The organism is Bacillus sp. JJ1474 (genome assembly GCF_036965225.1).
Taxonomy (GTDB): domain Bacteria; phylum Bacillota; class Bacilli; order Bacillales; family Cytobacillaceae; genus Cytobacillus.
Window position 1 is genome coordinate 2,478 of record NZ_JBALPC010000081.1, and the last position, 14,637, is coordinate 17,114.

Below are 14,637 nucleotides of genomic sequence, written 5' to 3' on the forward strand. Positions count from 1 at the left end.
TTCCTTTGGCTTTTACTATAGATTTTATTAACGGTAATTAACAAACTGCACCTCTACGGTTAGGCTCGCTTCCTTAATAGCGGCAATGATCTGTTGCAGATCGTCACGGTTTTTTCCAGTAACTCGAATTTGATCATCTTGTATTTGGCTTTTTACTTTTAAACCGCTGTTTTTAATGAGTGTATTAATTTTCTTTGCATTTTCCTTATCGATTCCTTGGGCAATCTTGGCTCTTTGCCGTACTGTTCCTCCTGAAGCCCCTTCAATTTTTCCATAATCTAAATTTTTTATTGGAATGCCTCTTCTAATCATTTTACTTAATAGCACATCTTTAAGCTGACCAAGCTTATACTCATCGTCTGAAATTAGTACAAGCTCCTCTTTGTCCAGAGAAACGTGGCTTTTGCTTCCTTTAAAATCATAGCGGGTTTGAATCTCTTTCATGGCAATACTAATAGCATTGGTAACTTCTGAAAAGTCAACCTTGGATACAATATCAAATGAACTCTCTTTAGACATAATTGCCTCCTTAAGCTTCGTTTCTTTTCAAAAAGCTATCAATAATCATGATGTCCTTTTGAAAAGAGGTTTTACTTTACTTATAATTATAGTAAAATATAGCAGTCCCAACAACTTTAGGAGATATTGTCTTATATAATATAGATGATTATTAATAAAATTTAGAAGGATGAATGAATAATGCCTATAAAAGATTATATTGGCCGTACTGTAAAGCTAACAGTTGAAAGGCCAGCTGAATTTGGCTACTTTTTATCAGATGGCGAAGAGGATGTTCTCTTACACAAAAACGATACTGATATGCAGCTGGAAGAAGGCCAAGAGATTGAAGTTTTTCTATACACGGATTCTATGGGAAGAGCAGCAGCTACAACAACTATCCCTGAGATTACAACAGAATCTTATGGCTGGGCAGTTGTTAGTGATGAAAAACAGGAAATTGGTGTTTTCATCAATATCGGAATAAAAAAAGATATGCTCCTTGGAAAAGAAGATCTTCCTGTCCATCGGTCAGTTTGGCCAAAAGTCGGCGATTTGCTTTATATAACGTTAAGAGTGAACCGCAATAGTCGCATCTATGTAAAAGTTGCCACAGACCCAATAATCGAGCAAATGTCGATAAAGGCTACAAGACAAGATTTTAATAAAAACATTCATGGCCATATTTATCGAACAGCAAAGGTTGGAAGCTGGGTTTATACGGCCGAAGGGTTTAAAGGTTTTATCCATGAGTCTCAGCGAAAAACAGAACCGCGTCTCGGAGAAAAGATTGAAGGCAGAATAATTGATGTAAAAGAGGATGGAACGATCAATGTTTCTTTAGCGCCGAGAAAACAAGAGGCACTTGATGAGGATTCTGAAAAAATCCTCTCCTATTTACAATTGCGCAACGGGGCTATGCCTTATAGTGATAAAAGCGCTCCAGAGGATATACAGGATCGCTTTCAGCTTAGTAAAGCCTCCTTCAAACGTGCATTAGGGCGGTTGATGAAGGAAGGGAAAATCTATCAAGAAGAAGGCTGGACTTATATGAAGAAATAAACGAGCAAGCTGTGCTTGCTCGTTTATTTTGTCGCAGATTAACGGGCTGTAAGACCCCCATTTCAAGAAGGTGAGTAAAACAAAAATTTCAAAGTGGGGGATCAACAGCCCGTAAAGGCCCGATTATACGAACACAGACTAAGAACGCCACGTCCTGTGGCAACGTCGGCACTAGCACGTCCTGTGCGTCGGAAAACCCCCACTGATTGAAGTTTCACTTTATAGGTGATCAGTTGTTTTAGAGTACTGGTTTTTTCCTGCCTTACGGTTTTTCTCACGCATCATATTTTTTTCATGCCTGAGGGCATTATTATCCTTCGCTTTTTTATCATTATCAGAAGTACGGGGCATAATATGAATACTCCTTTCCATATATTCACAAATTCAATATGATTAGACAACCTTCAATAGAAGGCTAGCCTAATCATATTGTCTGTAAAAATGAAAAGGAGTATTCGCAGGGATTGATAAGTGTTATTTTACATTATTTAAAAAGAAGATAGCGATTGTCCCGGACCCAGTATGGGAGCCAATGGAAGCCCCAATAGAGGAAATGAAAACTTCTTTAACGTTAAATTCCTGTACGATTAGTTCTTTTATTTCAAAAGCAGTTTCTTCATCGTCCGCATGACTAATACCTATGACCTGACGATCAAAGTTTTCGCCTCTTTCTTTCATTAATTCAATAATGCGGCGAAGGAGTTTCTTTTTTCCTCTATGTTTTTCAATCGGAACTAGCTTGCCATCTTCAACATTCAGTAACGGCTTGATATTAAGCAGCCCGCCCAAAAATGCAGAAGCCTTTGAAACACGTCCGCCTTTTGCTAAATAATCGAGGTCGTGGACCGTAAATAAATGCTCCATATGCTTACAGCGGTATGTAATGTCTTCTAAAATAGTCTCCTTGGATGCGTTTTCTTTAGCTAATTTAACAGCTTCTTTAACAATTAAGCCAAATCCAAGTGAAGCACATTTCGTATCAACAATAGTTAGGTTGAAATCAGGATAGGTTTCCTTTACTTGGTCAAGCATCATAACGGCGGTTTGGTATGTACCTGATAATTCTGATGAAAATGCAATATAAATTCCATCCTCATTATTTTTTGCCATGTTTGTAAAAGCTTCTTCAAAGGCTAGAGGAGAAGCTTGGGACGTTTTCGGCACTTTACCTTCACGGATTGCTTCATAAACTGTTTTTGGGTTTATCGTAACTAAATCTTCATATTCAGTATCATCTAAGTGAACTTTTAATGGAAATAGTGTTACATTATTTTCTTTTAAAAAACTTAAAGGTAAATCACTTGCACTGTCTGTCAAAATTTTTACTGACATACATATTCACCTGCTTTCCATACTGTTTATTCTTAAGTTTATAGAAAATAGGACAAAAAGACAATATAAATACCATTTTTGGGTAATACTTATAATTTAGGTAGGTGATCACATATGATTTGGTTAAGAACAAAGAAATTAATCATCGTATTAATTGGTGCGTTTCTCGCGGCGATTGCTATGAACTTCTTCCTAATTCCAGCGAATATTTATTCCAGCGGATTTGCAGGTGCTGCACAGCTTTTATCCAGCATATTTGAAGGGAGAATCTCTACTGGAATTTTCCTATTTGTTTTAAATGTTCCAGTTGCTCTTCTAGGCTGGATGAAGGTAGGAAGGTCCTTTACGCTATTTAGTTTTATCAGTGTTCTGGCTATGTCGATCTTTTTAGAAGTGATTCCTGTAAAGGAGTTTTCGAACGATATCTTATTAAATGCAGTTTTTGGTGGAGTGATTGGAGCTGTTGGAGTAGGAATAACTTTAAAATGGGGAGCGTCAACAGGTGGAATGGATATTATTGCAATGGTCCTTTCACGTTTAAATGATAAACCGATTGGCACGTATTTCTTTCTATTAAATTCGATTATCATTATAACAGCAGGTGCCCTTTACGGCTGGGAAAAGGCATTGTATACAATTGTGACGCTTTACGTGTCAACAAGGGTTATTGACGCCATTCACACGAGACATGAGAAACTAACGGTTATGATCATTACGAAAAAATCAGATGAAATGAAAAAAGTCATTCATGAAAAACTGCTTAGAGGAATTACCATTGTACCTGCCAAAGGTTCATTTACTAATGAGGAAAAGGAAATGCTCATGATTGTTATCACTCGTTATGAATTATTTTATTTAGAAAGAATAATAAAAGAGATAGATTCAAATGCTTTTACTAATATTGTGCAAACAGTTGGTGTATTAGGTCTCTTCCGCAAGGATTAATTTACCTTTGGAGGGTTAAAATGCTTCAGATTATTATTGCCTATTTATTCATGATTGGCTCCTTTTCGACATATGCTGGAGAAATGATGACCCATTCTTTCGTCAGTTATAACGACATGGAGGGAGTAGCCACGGAAAACAATGCGTTTCGAAAAATAGAGGTAAGTGGCGAGAAAGGGAGTTACACAGTAATTGGGGAAGCACGGTCAAACAGCGGAGAGTTTTTCTATGTCGTTGAGGATGGACATAATGAATTTATTTCTGAGAAGAGGCTGGCAACGAAGGAAAAATTTCCTTCATGGTCAACAATAAAAATAGATATAAATTTTCCGGAAGAGAATTTCCCTGAGAGCGGTACCATTATTCTTTATTTGTATGAGCGAAATGAAGAAGGCAAAATGATAAATGCACTTCCAGTAATCCTGGATAAAGTTCAACAAGCTGACAAGTAGAATGTCAGCTTGTTGTTTCTGTTATGATTGAGGATTTGAAGGAATTTCATCTAACGCTTGCTGCATGCCTGCTAACTGTTCCTGCTCTGCTCTTGTCGAGTTTGCGTATGCAGAGCTTAAGGCATTTTTGGCTACTGCAACAGCGCTAGCCTGCTCAGAGGGGAATGCCGCTTTTGCCATGTTTACAGATTGTTTCGCTTCTTGAAATAATCTATTCCCCATTTTATGCCCCTCCAATAGAAGAATCTTTCACATTAGCCATTTTCTCTGCCTCAGCCTCTGCATATGTTGTATGATAAGGGATACGTTCTGCATGTTTAGTAACGGAATCTACACCCTGCTGAACAAAGCGTTTCGATTTATTACGTCTACCCAATCGAATCCCCTCCAGAAAAGAAGTTATTGAAACAGCTTATCTGCTGCCTCGTTGATTAGTATGCTCTAATCGAATCTTTTAAAAAGGGGAATATCTTGGTCTTTTTTCTAAGATGAGGCATAATTATAGCTTCAAATTTAATAATTCATTTAAATAAACGGCAACACCGTCTTCTTCATTTGTTAAGGTAACATCTTTTGCCACTGATTTAACCTCATTTATTCCGTTCCCCATAGCGATTCCATATCCTGCAAATTCAAGCATTTCCAGATCATTGTCCTCATCGCCAAAAGCGATAATTCTATCAGCAGGAATCTGGAAGTAATCAGCTGCTCTTTTCAGCCCAACAGCTTTATTTAATCCCGCCTTTACTATTTCAATAACATGAAACGGGGCCGCCCAGCTTCGGTGGTCAATGACTTCAGCATGGAGGCTCGATAGATGATCACGAATCGTTTGCACATGCTCCTGATCGGTATGAATTAACATACTTGTAGGAGAGGCGTTTAGAAAATTGCGCAAATCACCAGTCGTCACATTCGGCTCACCGAAGCCAAATATTTCTATAAGCTTTTTATCTTGATAATGGAAGTAAACATCATCAATGACCTCTGCAATAATGTTATGAAAATGAAAGGAACTGCATCCCTCAACAATTTCTTTAGCAATATTTACTTCTAGCGGTGTATGATAAACTCCCCACTTTTTATCCTTTGGATGATGCACAAAAGCTCCGTTGAAATTAACAATTGGAGTATCAAGATTCATTTCTTTATAATAAATTTCACTTGAACGAAAAGGTCTTCCGGTTGCAATCATGACAATATGCCCTTCTTCACGGGCTTTTTGAATCACTTTTTTTGTTTTTAATGATATTGTCTTATCATCCTTTAGCAACGTACCATCTAAGTCTAGCGCGATCAAATGCTTTTCTGCCATAATAACAACACCTTCTTTATACAATTTTTTCTATTTCAAGTGTAAAGCTTTAGAAAAAAGAAAGTCCTCATGGTACACTAAATGAGAAATGTTCCTACTCTCGTACCCAACATAAATATGTTTAAAACCAAAAAAATAACTATAAACACTATGTTAACAAATATTCGTTTGTTTTGGCTAATAGGAAGGTTAAAGTTTTTTACTGTTTTAATCTAAACTTGCAAATNNNNAATATATAGGTTGGCTTAACATTAGGAGGCTTTACAATGATTACCGTAAAAAATTCCAAAATTAACGAAATCCCCTTTCTGCATATTGCGGATTCGAATAATTGGGAAGAAAAACTTCCATCTATCATCTTTATTCACGGTTTCACAAGCAGGAAGGAATTTAATCTGCACTATGCTTACTTACTAGCTGAAAAAGGGTTTCGTGTAATCCTTCCTGAAGCACTCTACCATGGTGAAAGGAGTACTGGACTGTCGGGAAACGAACTGAATTTACATTTCTGGGAGATCATCATTCGAACAATCGAAGAATTGGAGATCGTAAAAAGTTCCTTCGAAGATGAGCAATTGATAGAACCTAGTAGAGTAGGTGTTGTTGGGACTTCAATGGGGGGAATTGTCACATTAGGTGCCCTTACTCAATACCCTTGGATAAAAGTGGCCGCAAGCTTAATGGGTATGCCTTACTATGAGAAGTTTGCCTTGCACCAAATAGATGAACTTCAACGTCATGGAGTTGACATTCCACTCACTAATGATGAAATGGCTCATTTGATGAACAAAATTAGAGAACTTGATTTAAGTAAGCAGACTGATAAACTTGGAAATAGACCATTGCTATTCTGGCATGGCAAACAGGATTCGGTCGTTCCTTATTCACCTGCCTTTCATTTTTATGAAACGATTAAACCTTTATACGATAAACAACCGGAAAATCTTTCATTTATTAGTGATGAGAAAGCTGGTCATAAAGTGAGTACGACAGGGGTTATGGAAACAGTAAAATGGTTTGAAACTTATTTATAAAGTAAATTTACTGCCTGATGTGATGCCCATCATTTATATTCAAGATTATATTTGATAAGATAATAATTAGAAACATAGAAGAAGGAGTGTTATAGCAGATGGATCAAGAGGTAAAAGATAGTATTATGGGTGCTCTAGAGCTAGTAGTTGACCCAGAACTTGGTGTGGATATCGTTAATCTTGGATTGGTATACGATGTTAAGATGGATGAAGAGGGAAAGACGACCGTTGATATGACTTTAACGTCAATGGGCTGTCCTCTTGCTGGAACAATTGTAGAAAATGTAAAGAGTGCTCTAGCAGATATTCCAGAAGTGAAAGAGACGGAAGTAAATATTGTCTGGAATCCGCCATGGTCAAAGGATAGAATGTCTCGATATGCCAAGATTGCTTTAGGGGTTCGTTAGAGGTGAGAGGCTGATGAAGAATAAAGTCATTCTAGTTAGCTCAGATCAGCTTGGAAAAGGAGATAAGGAGCTTGGTGAAGGCGTTCTTGAAACCTTTTTTACATTGTTAAAGCAAAGAGAGGAATTACCTGCAGCGATTTTTTGCATGAATAGCGGTGTATTTGCATTAACTGAACAATCCTTTGCTTCAGTTCATCTTAAAGAGCTGGAGGAAAAGGGAGTAGAAGTAATTGCCTGCAAAACTTGTGTAGACTATTACGGAGTAGAAAATAAATTAATTGCCGGTAAAATAAGCGGGATGCCAGCGTTTATCGATCTTGCATCCAAATATGAAGTCATTACGATATCATAAAACAGCAGGGGCTTATGCTCTTGCTGTTTTATTTTGACTAAACTAAATAATCGAAATGGTTATTGGACAGGTTCTGGGATTTAGTTTGAAAAGCTGTCCAATAACTACGGTTTACTTGACAGGTTCTGGGAATTAGTCGAAGAGCTATCCGATAACTATGGTTTACTGGACAGGTTTTGGGAATTAGTCGAAAAGCTGTCCAAAAAAACAAATTTATCTGACATGCTTTGCTATTTAGTCAAAAACCTGTCCAATTACTCCAATCTAGCAAGTATATATGTCCAGTTAAGAAAGATCCAACTATCTGATAATCCTCAATGTGAGATTTCTCACTAATTTATTCTGCATTATCCCTTATACTACAATTGCAATCAATATTTAGATAAAAATCCTTGCGATAAATTGCAATGGAAATAGTGAAATAAGAGAGGAAGGATTCTAATGTCCTTTAGCCGCGATTTTAATAAAGATCCTTTTATTGTGATTTGGGAATTAACTAGAGCATGTCAGTTAAAATGTCTTCATTGCCGGGCAGAGGCTCAATATAGAAGAGATCCCCGTGAATTATCATTTGAAGAAGGACAGGAATTAATTGATCAAATCTATGACATGAATAATCCGATGCTTGTCTTTACCGGGGGTGACCCATTGATGAGGGAGGATGTTTTTGATATTGCGAAATATGCAGTGGACAAAGGTGTCCGCGTTTCAATGACCCCGAGTGCTACTCCAAATGTGACAAAGGAAGCGATTGAGAAAGCAAAGGAAGTAGGATTATCACGCTGGGCTTTCAGTCTTGATGGTCCAACCCCTGAGATTCATGATCATTTTCGAGGAACAGCAGGATCATTTGATTTAACAATAGAAAGAATTAAGTATTTGCATGAGCTTGAAATACCTGTTCAAATAAATACTGTTATTTCTCGTTATAATATTGATTACTTAGATGAGATGGCGAAGGTTGTAGAAGATTTGAAATGTGTTCTCTGGAGTGTCTTTTTCCTAGTTCCAACTGGCAGGGGACAGGAAAGTGATATGATTTCACCTGTTGAACATGAAAAGGTATTTAAGTGGCTATATGATTTAAGTAAAAGGGTATCCTTTGATATAAAAACAACAGCAGCCCAGCATTATCGCCGTGTTGTTATTCAGAATAAAATGAGAGAGGAACATGCACAAAACGGTGACATTAAATATTTAGATGCTTTGACTCAACAAGGATTAACTGGGTCCATTGATGGTCTTGGCAGAGCTCCTAAAGGCGTCAATGACGGAAATGGCTTCGTATTTATTTCACATATTGGAGACGTCTACCCAAGCGGGCTCCTGCCAATTAAAGCAGGGAATGTAAGGGAGCAGCCTTTAGCTGAAATCTATAGGGAATCACCTATATTCAAGAATTTAAGAAATCCAGATCAATACAAAGGCAAGTGCGGAGTATGTGAATTTAGATATGTTTGCGGCGGCTCTCGTTCCCGTGCGTATGCAGTCACAGGAGATTATATGGAAAGTGAACCTTTCTGCGTATACATTCCAAAAACATTAAGGAAAAAAGCAACATCTTAAAAGTTGGATAAAAAAGGTGACTCTGGTAGTTGGTCTATACTCACTCTTCAAACTGTATATAATTTTTTGAAAGAGCATATTATATTAAGTATTATATGAGTTAAACTTTGCCCAATTACTAAAGTCCCCCTCTTTGGCTTTTTTAACTAAATTTAACTGAAAGGCCTAATAAAGGCATATAGTATGCTACAATGTTTCAAAAGAGGTCACCCTCAATGGAGTTGATAGGATGGAAAAATCAATCGTTAAAGATCAATTGAATCGACCACTAAGAGATCTGAGGATTTCGGTAATTGACCGCTGTAATTTTCGCTGCACGTATTGTATGCCTGCAGAGAAATTTGGACCGGATTTTGCTTTTTTGCCGAAAAGCGAACTATTAACATATGAGGAAATTGAACTTCTTGCGAAAATATTTGTAGATCTTGGTGTAGAAAAAATCAGACTTACAGGCGGAGAACCATTGCTTCGAAAGGATTTGCCGATTCTCGTGAAAAAGCTTGCGGCAATAGATGGGCTAAAGGATCTCGCATTAACGACAAATGGAGTCTTGCTTCCAAGGCTTGCAAATGATTTAAAGGAAGCCGGGTTACAACGGGTAAATGTTAGCTTAGATTCATTAAATGACGAGTTATTCGGAAAAATAAATGGCAGAAATGTTGCGGTTCAAGAAGTTCTCAATGGAATTAAGGCTGCCCAAGAGGCAGGACTCTTCGTAAAAATTAATATGGTCGTAAAAAAGGGATTAAATGAATCTGAAATCGTACCGATGGCAAAATTTTGCAAAGAACACGGACTACAGCTTCGGTTTATAGAATATATGGACGTTGGCAGCACAAATGGATGGAAAATGGATGATGTTATCACAAAGAAGGAAATTTATGAAATCTTAAAGGAGCACTTCCTATTGGACGCTGTTGATCCTGATTATTATGGCGAAGTTGCCAAACGTTATCGATATGAAGGGACAAATGTGGATGTAGGGTTTATTCCATCTGTATCGGAATCCTTTTGTTCAAGCTGCACGCGATCAAGACTGTCAGCAAATGGACAGATTTTCACCTGTCTGTTTAATGGAGATGGGCATGATATGAAGGCGTTTATGAGGAACGGTGCGTCAGAAGCTGAAATAAGAAACAGAATCATCGATATTTGGAGCGGTAGAAAAGACCGTTATTCAGACGAACGGACTGAAGAAACAGCAAAAAATCGCAAGAAAATTGAGATGTCCTATATTGGTGGTTAATCATCCCTGCCTAGTCTGGGATGTTTTTTTATAAAAAAAAGAAATCGGCAACCAATCGCCGATTTCCTTTCGCAACATTATGATTAAAAATATCTTGGGAATAAAATGTTATTTTCCAAATGTACATGCATGAATGTTTGTCCTTCAAGCATTTCAAGACGCTTGTACACGAGCGTATACGTTCCGCAAGCATCCAGTGGCAGCTCATAATCAGATGTCGTTTCTCTTAGCTGTCTTAAAAGTCCCCCAGCGTGGTCATGTTCCTTCTCAAGTTCTTTAATGTAGTTAATAATCTCTTCGCGGTTAGGTACTTCAGGATCTTCTAATTGTTTCAGCAATGGGAAAACTGTGTCTTCCTCCTTTGCTGTATGTTCAATCATTTCCTTCTTGAACTCATAGAATGGCTCATATACCTTCAATAGCTCAGGGTGATGATCACCGTGTACCTTTGCTACCTTTGTTACATATGGACTTAACTGGGCAAGTTCATCTAATAATGGAACATGATAATGCTGCATGACATGGTTGATAATTTCTTCAGATGAACTGTCCGTCCATACTTCCATATTGTCCTTTTGATTTTCTTCTTTAACATATACTTCGTTTAAGTCTGCCATTAATTGCTCCATGTTAACGGACAGCTCGGTTGCAGCCGTTATTAATGGAATGTTTCCGCCGCAGCAAAAATCTATACGATAGCGTTTAAATACATCACTTGTTTTCGGTTGTTCATTAACTATATCCTTTACTAATGTTGTTTCTGAAAAAGCCATGGTCATGATAATCCTCCTAATCAAGCTTTATTTACATATACAGCATAAACGATATTTCATTGTTAGCTGGTGACTGTAATCACACTTATGAAAATTATAGACAAATAATAGAAATTTAGTGTGAGCTATATTATATGAAATCAACATCAATACACCTATAATATAAGGATAATGATGTCTCTATAGGAGCTGATAAAATGGTTGAAAGAAGAAATCCCATTCCTGTTGGTGAAGCAGTTCAGCGGGTAATGAACTTTGAAAAAACAGGTCACATAGAATACGTCTCAATAAATGAGAGTTTCGGAAGGTATTTGGCAGAAGATATAACTGCCACTAATGATGTGCCTCATTTTGACCGTTCTCCATATGATGGTTTTGCTGTCAGAGCGGTCGATACGAAAGAAGCATCACCAGACAATCCCATAGAATTTGAAGTTATTGATCATATCGGTGCCGGACACGTGACAAGTAAAATGGTTGGCTCATTCCAGGCGGTTCGCATTATGACAGGGGCACAGATGCCTGCAGAATGTAATGCCGTTGTAATGCTTGAGTTAACGAAAGGCTTTGAAAAAAACGGGAAAAATTATATGTCCATTAAACGTTCATTCAATCCTGGGGATAATATCTCATTCCGAGGTGAGGATGCAAAAGAAGGGGACATTCTTATTAAAAAAGGGGCAAAAATAAATCCAGGAATTCAGGCCATACTAGCCACGTTTGGCTATGCAAAGGTTCCGGTTGCAAAAAAGCCGGTAGTAGGTCTATATGCTACAGGAACTGAGCTGTTGGATGTAGATGATCAGCTACAGCCTGGCAAAATAAGAAACAGCAACTCTTATATGATTGCTGCCCAAATAGAACGCACGGGTGCAGAAGTTAAGTATTTTGGTAAACTTCCTGATGAGTTTGACACATGCTATGAAGCGGTAAAATCAGCTTTAGATAAAGTAGATATACTGATCACAACAGGTGGAGTTTCAGTCGGTGACTTTGATTATCTCCCAGCCATATATAGTAAAATGAATGCTGAAGTGCTTTTTAACAAAGTAGCCATGAGGCCTGGCAGTGTGACGACTGTAGCACAGTTAGAAGGAAAGCTTTTATTCGGTTTATCGGGAAATCCATCCGCTTGCTATGTTGGTTTCGAACTATTTACCCGTCCAATCATAAGGAAAATGCTTTTTGCTGAAAAGCCTCATCTTCGGAAAGAAAAGGCTGAACTTACGGTTGAATTTGCAAAAGCAAATCCTTTTACCCGCTTTGTTAGAAGTACTGTCACTGTAAAGGACGGAAAATTATTGGTTTTTCCAAGTGGTGTAGACAAATCCAATATCGTAATGAGCCTGGCAGGAGCTAATTCCTTAATGATTCTTCCAGGGGGAACGAGGGGCTTTCAAGCAGGCTCTGAAGTGGATGTATTGCTGCTAGAGGACTATGACGGAAGCGAGTGGCCATGGTAATGTCTCCATATGTTTTTCAAGTGGTTGGTTACCAAAACAGCGGGAAAACAACACTTGTAAATAAAATTATTACTCATCTTACGAAACATGAATTAACAGCCGCAACGGTTAAGCATCATGGGCATGGAGGAAAGCCTGAACTGCTTGAAACGAAGGATTCTAGTCAGCATATTTCTTCTGGGGCACTCGCAGCTATTGTGGAGGGGGATGGCAGAATCCTTCTCCAAGCCGAGAAAATAAAATGGACGATTGATGAGCAGCTTGTAATCCTAAAGCAATTTAACCCAGACTTTATTATTATTGAAGGCCATAAGCATGCCAGTTATCCGAAAATTGTCATCCTGAAATCGGTTGATAGCTATAAACTTCTTACAACCTTAACGAATATTAAAGCAGCTTTGTATTGGGATGAGGAAAATGCCACGATTAGAGATGCTTATCCTAACATTCCATTTTTTTCTATCCATGATAATGCAGGGGAAGAATGGATTATCAAGTTCCTAATAAACCAGCAAAGTAAATAAAATGAAAACGCCTCAAAACCGTCACAATTTGGCGGTTTTATTCCTTTCTGTGATAATTTTCACTTAAAGAAAATGAATTAGCAGATATAGTAAAGTCAGCATTCCAAAGGGAGGAGAAAATAGTGAAGCTATTTTTACCAAAACAGCACGGGGCTTGGGCGATGCTAATGATCCCGTTTTGGCTGGGAGTTGCTGCAAATGATTTCATGTGGATACATATCCCTTTTTTCTTTGGCTGGCTATTACTGTATTTAGCTACATATCCAATGCTCCTTTTATTTAAAAGGAAAAAGATAAATTTCTATCGAAAATGGACGATTATCTATGTAGTGCCGGCTTTGATATTGCTCTTGATACCATTATGGGAAAGACCTTCCATAGTGATATTTGGGCTGGTTATGATTCCTTTCTTTACCCTTAACGCCTATTATTCATCGAAAAACAGGGATCGTGCATTAGGCAATGATTTGAGTGCTATTATTGTGTTTTCAATAGCAGGGTTAGCTAGTGGCTTTCTTCCAAATGGAGACCTGATTAGTGAGGTTTGGACAGTCTTTATTGCCTCCATTTTATTTTTTACTGGCAGCACCTTTTTTGTAAAAACAATGATAAGAGAAAAGAAAAACCAAAAGTATAAATGGATATCCTGGTTATTTCATATAGCGATTATTATGGTCTGGATCATGACGGGCAATTGGTTAGTAGTGGCAGCCTATATCCCAAGCCTAATTAGAGCCGTCATTTTTTACGGCAAAGGCTTGACGATGGCCAAATTAGGGATTCTTGAAATTGTAAATGCCGCTTATTTTTTCATCATAGTTCTTATTGCCATACAATAAAAAAAACGCTTCGACTAAGCGTTTTTTTTGAGCTAATCAATATTACATATCTCAACTGGGCAGTTTTCACAGTCTATTTCGTTTTTTAAATAGCTAAGGCTGTGGATAGTAATGATTCCTTTTTCTACCGAAATAATTTCTTTTTTTCGAAGTTCTCCTAACATCCGGTTAACCACTTCTCTGGATGTTCCGCAAAAATTGGCGAGCTCTTGGTTCGTTAATGGGATGCTTAACGTAATTCCATCTTCGGAAATCACTCCATAGCTATTGGAAAGTCTAATCAATGTTGAATATAGGGCACCCTTTTTCCCATGGAGAATGAGATCTCTAAATTTAGTTTGTGTTTTTCGATATTGAAGGCTTGTCCACTTCATTAATTCAAGTGCTAGCTGATGCTCCTGTTTTAATCTTTCCTCTAATTCATTTTGAGCGATAACCGCAACCTCTCCAGCCTCAATTACCTTTGCACTTAACATATACCTTGGTGCTGAGCAGAAAAGTGTAAGCTCCCCAATGATATCACCTGTAGAGCACATTCTTAAAGTAAGCTCACGCCCATCTGGAACGATTTTACTTATTTGAATTAAACCGCTTTCAATAATAAACAGTTCGCTTGCTTTCATCCCTTCTTGGAATAGAAAGGTGCCTTTTTCAATTTTTCTTTTATGATTAACAGTTAGTAATAACTCTTTAAGCTCATTAGAAAACTCAATTTGAGACTCCATTTGATAAACCACCTTTTCCCGTAGTGTCTGTCCGTGGGAAAAACGAACCTTTAACGTTAGAATAATTCAATCTTTTAGGGATAATAACACTATTATATTGTAAA

The 14,637-nt window shown here is 37.6% G+C and carries 19 protein-coding genes; 11 read left to right on the top strand and 8 right to left on the bottom strand.

The window, feature by feature from the left end:
• Nucleotides 1-27: 27 nt before the first annotated feature.
• Nucleotides 28-519: a YajQ family cyclic di-GMP-binding protein gene (locus V7164_RS12045; RefSeq protein ID WP_335348065.1), complete on the bottom strand. Its 492-nt coding sequence runs from the start codon at nucleotides 517-519 to the stop codon at nucleotides 28-30.
• A gap of 180 nt (nucleotides 520-699) precedes the next feature.
• Here V7164_RS12045 and V7164_RS12050 point away from each other — a divergent pair, with 180 nt between their 5' ends.
• Entirely contained in the window at nucleotides 700-1,560 is an 861-nt protein-coding gene (locus V7164_RS12050; RefSeq protein ID WP_335348066.1) for a CvfB family protein, read from the top strand.
• A 219-nt stretch (nucleotides 1,561-1,779) separates the two neighbouring features.
• Here the strand turns inward: V7164_RS12050 and V7164_RS12055 are convergent, their stop codons facing one another.
• Together V7164_RS12055 and V7164_RS12060 are read right to left on the bottom strand one after the other, a co-directional pair.
• Nucleotides 1,780-1,911: a DUF3941 domain-containing protein gene (locus V7164_RS12055; protein ID WP_082677191.1), complete on the bottom strand. Its 132-nt coding sequence runs from the start codon at nucleotides 1,909-1,911 to the stop codon at nucleotides 1,780-1,782.
• Between the two features lie 123 nt (nucleotides 1,912-2,034).
• Nucleotides 2,035-2,892, bottom strand: a complete 858-nt coding sequence (locus V7164_RS12060; RefSeq protein WP_335354205.1) for a DegV family protein — start codon at nucleotides 2,890-2,892, stop codon at nucleotides 2,035-2,037.
• Nucleotides 2,893-3,006: 114 nt separating this feature from the next.
• Between V7164_RS12060 and V7164_RS12065 the strand changes: the two genes are divergently transcribed.
• Together V7164_RS12065 and V7164_RS12070 are read left to right on the top strand one after the other, a co-directional pair.
• Nucleotides 3,007-3,837, top strand: coding sequence for a YitT family protein (locus V7164_RS12065; protein WP_335354206.1), 831 nt, complete (start codon nucleotides 3,007-3,009; stop codon nucleotides 3,835-3,837).
• A 20-nt stretch (nucleotides 3,838-3,857) separates the two neighbouring features.
• Nucleotides 3,858-4,289, top strand: a complete 432-nt coding sequence (locus V7164_RS12070; RefSeq protein ID WP_335343995.1) for a Gmad2 immunoglobulin-like domain-containing protein — start codon at nucleotides 3,858-3,860, stop codon at nucleotides 4,287-4,289.
• A 21-nt stretch (nucleotides 4,290-4,310) separates the two neighbouring features.
• Here the strand turns inward: V7164_RS12070 and V7164_RS12075 are convergent, their stop codons facing one another.
• The 3 genes from V7164_RS12075 to V7164_RS12085 form a co-directional block, all read right to left on the bottom strand.
• A complete protein-coding gene (locus V7164_RS12075; RefSeq protein ID WP_335343994.1) occupies nucleotides 4,311-4,511 on the bottom strand; it encodes a DUF3813 domain-containing protein in 201 nt (66 codons plus the stop codon).
• Between the two features lies 1 nt (nucleotide 4,512).
• Nucleotides 4,513-4,665: a hypothetical protein gene (locus V7164_RS12080; protein ID WP_335343993.1), complete on the bottom strand. Its 153-nt coding sequence runs from the start codon at nucleotides 4,663-4,665 to the stop codon at nucleotides 4,513-4,515.
• Between the two features lie 123 nt (nucleotides 4,666-4,788).
• Entirely contained in the window at nucleotides 4,789-5,604 is an 816-nt protein-coding gene (locus tag V7164_RS12085) for a Cof-type HAD-IIB family hydrolase (RefSeq protein ID WP_335354207.1), read from the bottom strand.
• Nucleotides 5,605-5,870: 266 nt separating this feature from the next.
• Here V7164_RS12085 and V7164_RS12090 point away from each other — a divergent pair, with 266 nt between their 5' ends.
• From V7164_RS12090 to moaA, 5 genes are all read left to right on the top strand, one after another.
• Nucleotides 5,871-6,638, top strand: coding sequence for a prolyl oligopeptidase family serine peptidase (locus tag V7164_RS12090; protein WP_335354208.1), 768 nt, complete (start codon nucleotides 5,871-5,873; stop codon nucleotides 6,636-6,638).
• 98 nt (nucleotides 6,639-6,736) lie between these two features.
• Complete coding sequence (locus V7164_RS12095; protein WP_315668212.1) at nucleotides 6,737-7,045, top strand: metal-sulfur cluster assembly factor; 309 nt, start codon at nucleotides 6,737-6,739, stop codon at nucleotides 7,043-7,045.
• Nucleotides 7,046-7,058: 13 nt separating this feature from the next.
• Nucleotides 7,059-7,397 (top strand): DsrE family protein, encoded by a 339-nt coding sequence (locus V7164_RS12100; RefSeq protein ID WP_335346349.1) that lies wholly within the window; start codon nucleotides 7,059-7,061, stop codon nucleotides 7,395-7,397.
• A gap of 441 nt (nucleotides 7,398-7,838) precedes the next feature.
• Nucleotides 7,839-8,963 (top strand): TIGR04053 family radical SAM/SPASM domain-containing protein, encoded by a 1,125-nt coding sequence (locus V7164_RS12105; protein ID WP_335346348.1) that lies wholly within the window; start codon nucleotides 7,839-7,841, stop codon nucleotides 8,961-8,963.
• A gap of 229 nt (nucleotides 8,964-9,192) precedes the next feature.
• Nucleotides 9,193-10,209, top strand: coding sequence for a GTP 3',8-cyclase MoaA (gene moaA / locus V7164_RS12110; RefSeq protein ID WP_335354209.1), 1,017 nt, complete (start codon nucleotides 9,193-9,195; stop codon nucleotides 10,207-10,209).
• An 83-nt stretch (nucleotides 10,210-10,292) separates the two neighbouring features.
• On the opposite strand, the gene ric is transcribed toward moaA, so the two are convergent.
• A complete protein-coding gene (gene ric, locus V7164_RS12115) occupies nucleotides 10,293-10,988 on the bottom strand; it encodes an iron-sulfur cluster repair di-iron protein (RefSeq protein ID WP_335354210.1) in 696 nt (231 codons plus the stop codon).
• 191 nt (nucleotides 10,989-11,179) lie between these two features.
• On the opposite strand from ric, the gene V7164_RS12120 reads away from it, so the two are divergent.
• The 3 genes from V7164_RS12120 to V7164_RS12130 all read left to right on the top strand — a co-directional run bounded on the left by V7164_RS12120 (nucleotide 11,180) and on the right by V7164_RS12130 (nucleotide 13,808).
• Entirely contained in the window at nucleotides 11,180-12,445 is a 1,266-nt protein-coding gene (locus V7164_RS12120; RefSeq protein ID WP_335354211.1) for a molybdopterin molybdotransferase MoeA, read from the top strand.
• Nucleotides 12,445-12,969, top strand: coding sequence for a molybdopterin-guanine dinucleotide biosynthesis protein B (gene mobB / locus V7164_RS12125; RefSeq protein WP_335354212.1), 525 nt, complete (start codon nucleotides 12,445-12,447; stop codon nucleotides 12,967-12,969). Before V7164_RS12120 ends, mobB begins: the two co-directional genes overlap by 1 nt.
• A gap of 122 nt (nucleotides 12,970-13,091) precedes the next feature.
• Entirely contained in the window at nucleotides 13,092-13,808 is a 717-nt protein-coding gene (locus V7164_RS12130) for a YwiC-like family protein (protein ID WP_335354213.1), read from the top strand.
• A 32-nt stretch (nucleotides 13,809-13,840) separates the two neighbouring features.
• Here V7164_RS12130 and V7164_RS12135 read toward each other — a convergent pair whose 3' ends face one another.
• A complete protein-coding gene (locus V7164_RS12135) occupies nucleotides 13,841-14,533 on the bottom strand; it encodes a Crp/Fnr family transcriptional regulator (protein ID WP_335354214.1) in 693 nt (230 codons plus the stop codon).
• Between the last annotated feature and the right edge of the window lie 104 nt (nucleotides 14,534-14,637).

Excerpts from the sequence above, each read along its gene's own strand:
- V7164_RS12045 (WP_335348065.1), bottom strand. The coding sequence starts at position 519 with ATGTCTAAAGAGAGTTCATTTGATATTGTATCCAAGGTTGACTTTTCA.
- V7164_RS12120 (WP_335354211.1), top strand. The coding sequence starts at position 11,180 with ATGGTTGAAAGAAGAAATCCCATTCCTGTTGGTGAAGCAGTTCAGCGG.
- V7164_RS12050 (WP_335348066.1), top strand. The coding sequence starts at position 700 with ATGCCTATAAAAGATTATATTGGCCGTACTGTAAAGCTAACAGTTGAA.
- V7164_RS12090 (WP_335354208.1), top strand. The coding sequence starts at position 5,871 with ATGATTACCGTAAAAAATTCCAAAATTAACGAAATCCCCTTTCTGCAT.
- V7164_RS12060 (WP_335354205.1), bottom strand. The coding sequence starts at position 2,892 with ATGTCAGTAAAAATTTTGACAGACAGTGCAAGTGATTTACCTTTAAGT.
- V7164_RS12055 (WP_082677191.1), bottom strand. The coding sequence starts at position 1,911 with ATGCCCCGTACTTCTGATAATGATAAAAAAGCGAAGGATAATAATGCC.
- V7164_RS12095 (WP_315668212.1), top strand. The coding sequence starts at position 6,737 with ATGGATCAAGAGGTAAAAGATAGTATTATGGGTGCTCTAGAGCTAGTA.
- ric (WP_335354210.1), bottom strand. The coding sequence starts at position 10,988 with ATGACCATGGCTTTTTCAGAAACAACATTAGTAAAGGATATAGTTAAT.
- mobB (WP_335354212.1), top strand. The coding sequence starts at position 12,445 with ATGTCTCCATATGTTTTTCAAGTGGTTGGTTACCAAAACAGCGGGAAA.
- V7164_RS12075 (WP_335343994.1), bottom strand. The coding sequence starts at position 4,511 with ATGGGGAATAGATTATTTCAAGAAGCGAAACAATCTGTAAACATGGCA.
- V7164_RS12085 (WP_335354207.1), bottom strand. The coding sequence starts at position 5,604 with ATGGCAGAAAAGCATTTGATCGCGCTAGACTTAGATGGTACGTTGCTA.
- V7164_RS12135 (WP_335354214.1), bottom strand. The coding sequence starts at position 14,533 with ATGGAGTCTCAAATTGAGTTTTCTAATGAGCTTAAAGAGTTATTACTA.
- moaA (WP_335354209.1), top strand. The coding sequence starts at position 9,193 with ATGGAAAAATCAATCGTTAAAGATCAATTGAATCGACCACTAAGAGAT.
- V7164_RS12070 (WP_335343995.1), top strand. The coding sequence starts at position 3,858 with ATGCTTCAGATTATTATTGCCTATTTATTCATGATTGGCTCCTTTTCG.
- V7164_RS12105 (WP_335346348.1), top strand. The coding sequence starts at position 7,839 with ATGTCCTTTAGCCGCGATTTTAATAAAGATCCTTTTATTGTGATTTGG.
- V7164_RS12100 (WP_335346349.1), top strand. The coding sequence starts at position 7,059 with ATGAAGAATAAAGTCATTCTAGTTAGCTCAGATCAGCTTGGAAAAGGA.
- V7164_RS12065 (WP_335354206.1), top strand. The coding sequence starts at position 3,007 with ATGATTTGGTTAAGAACAAAGAAATTAATCATCGTATTAATTGGTGCG.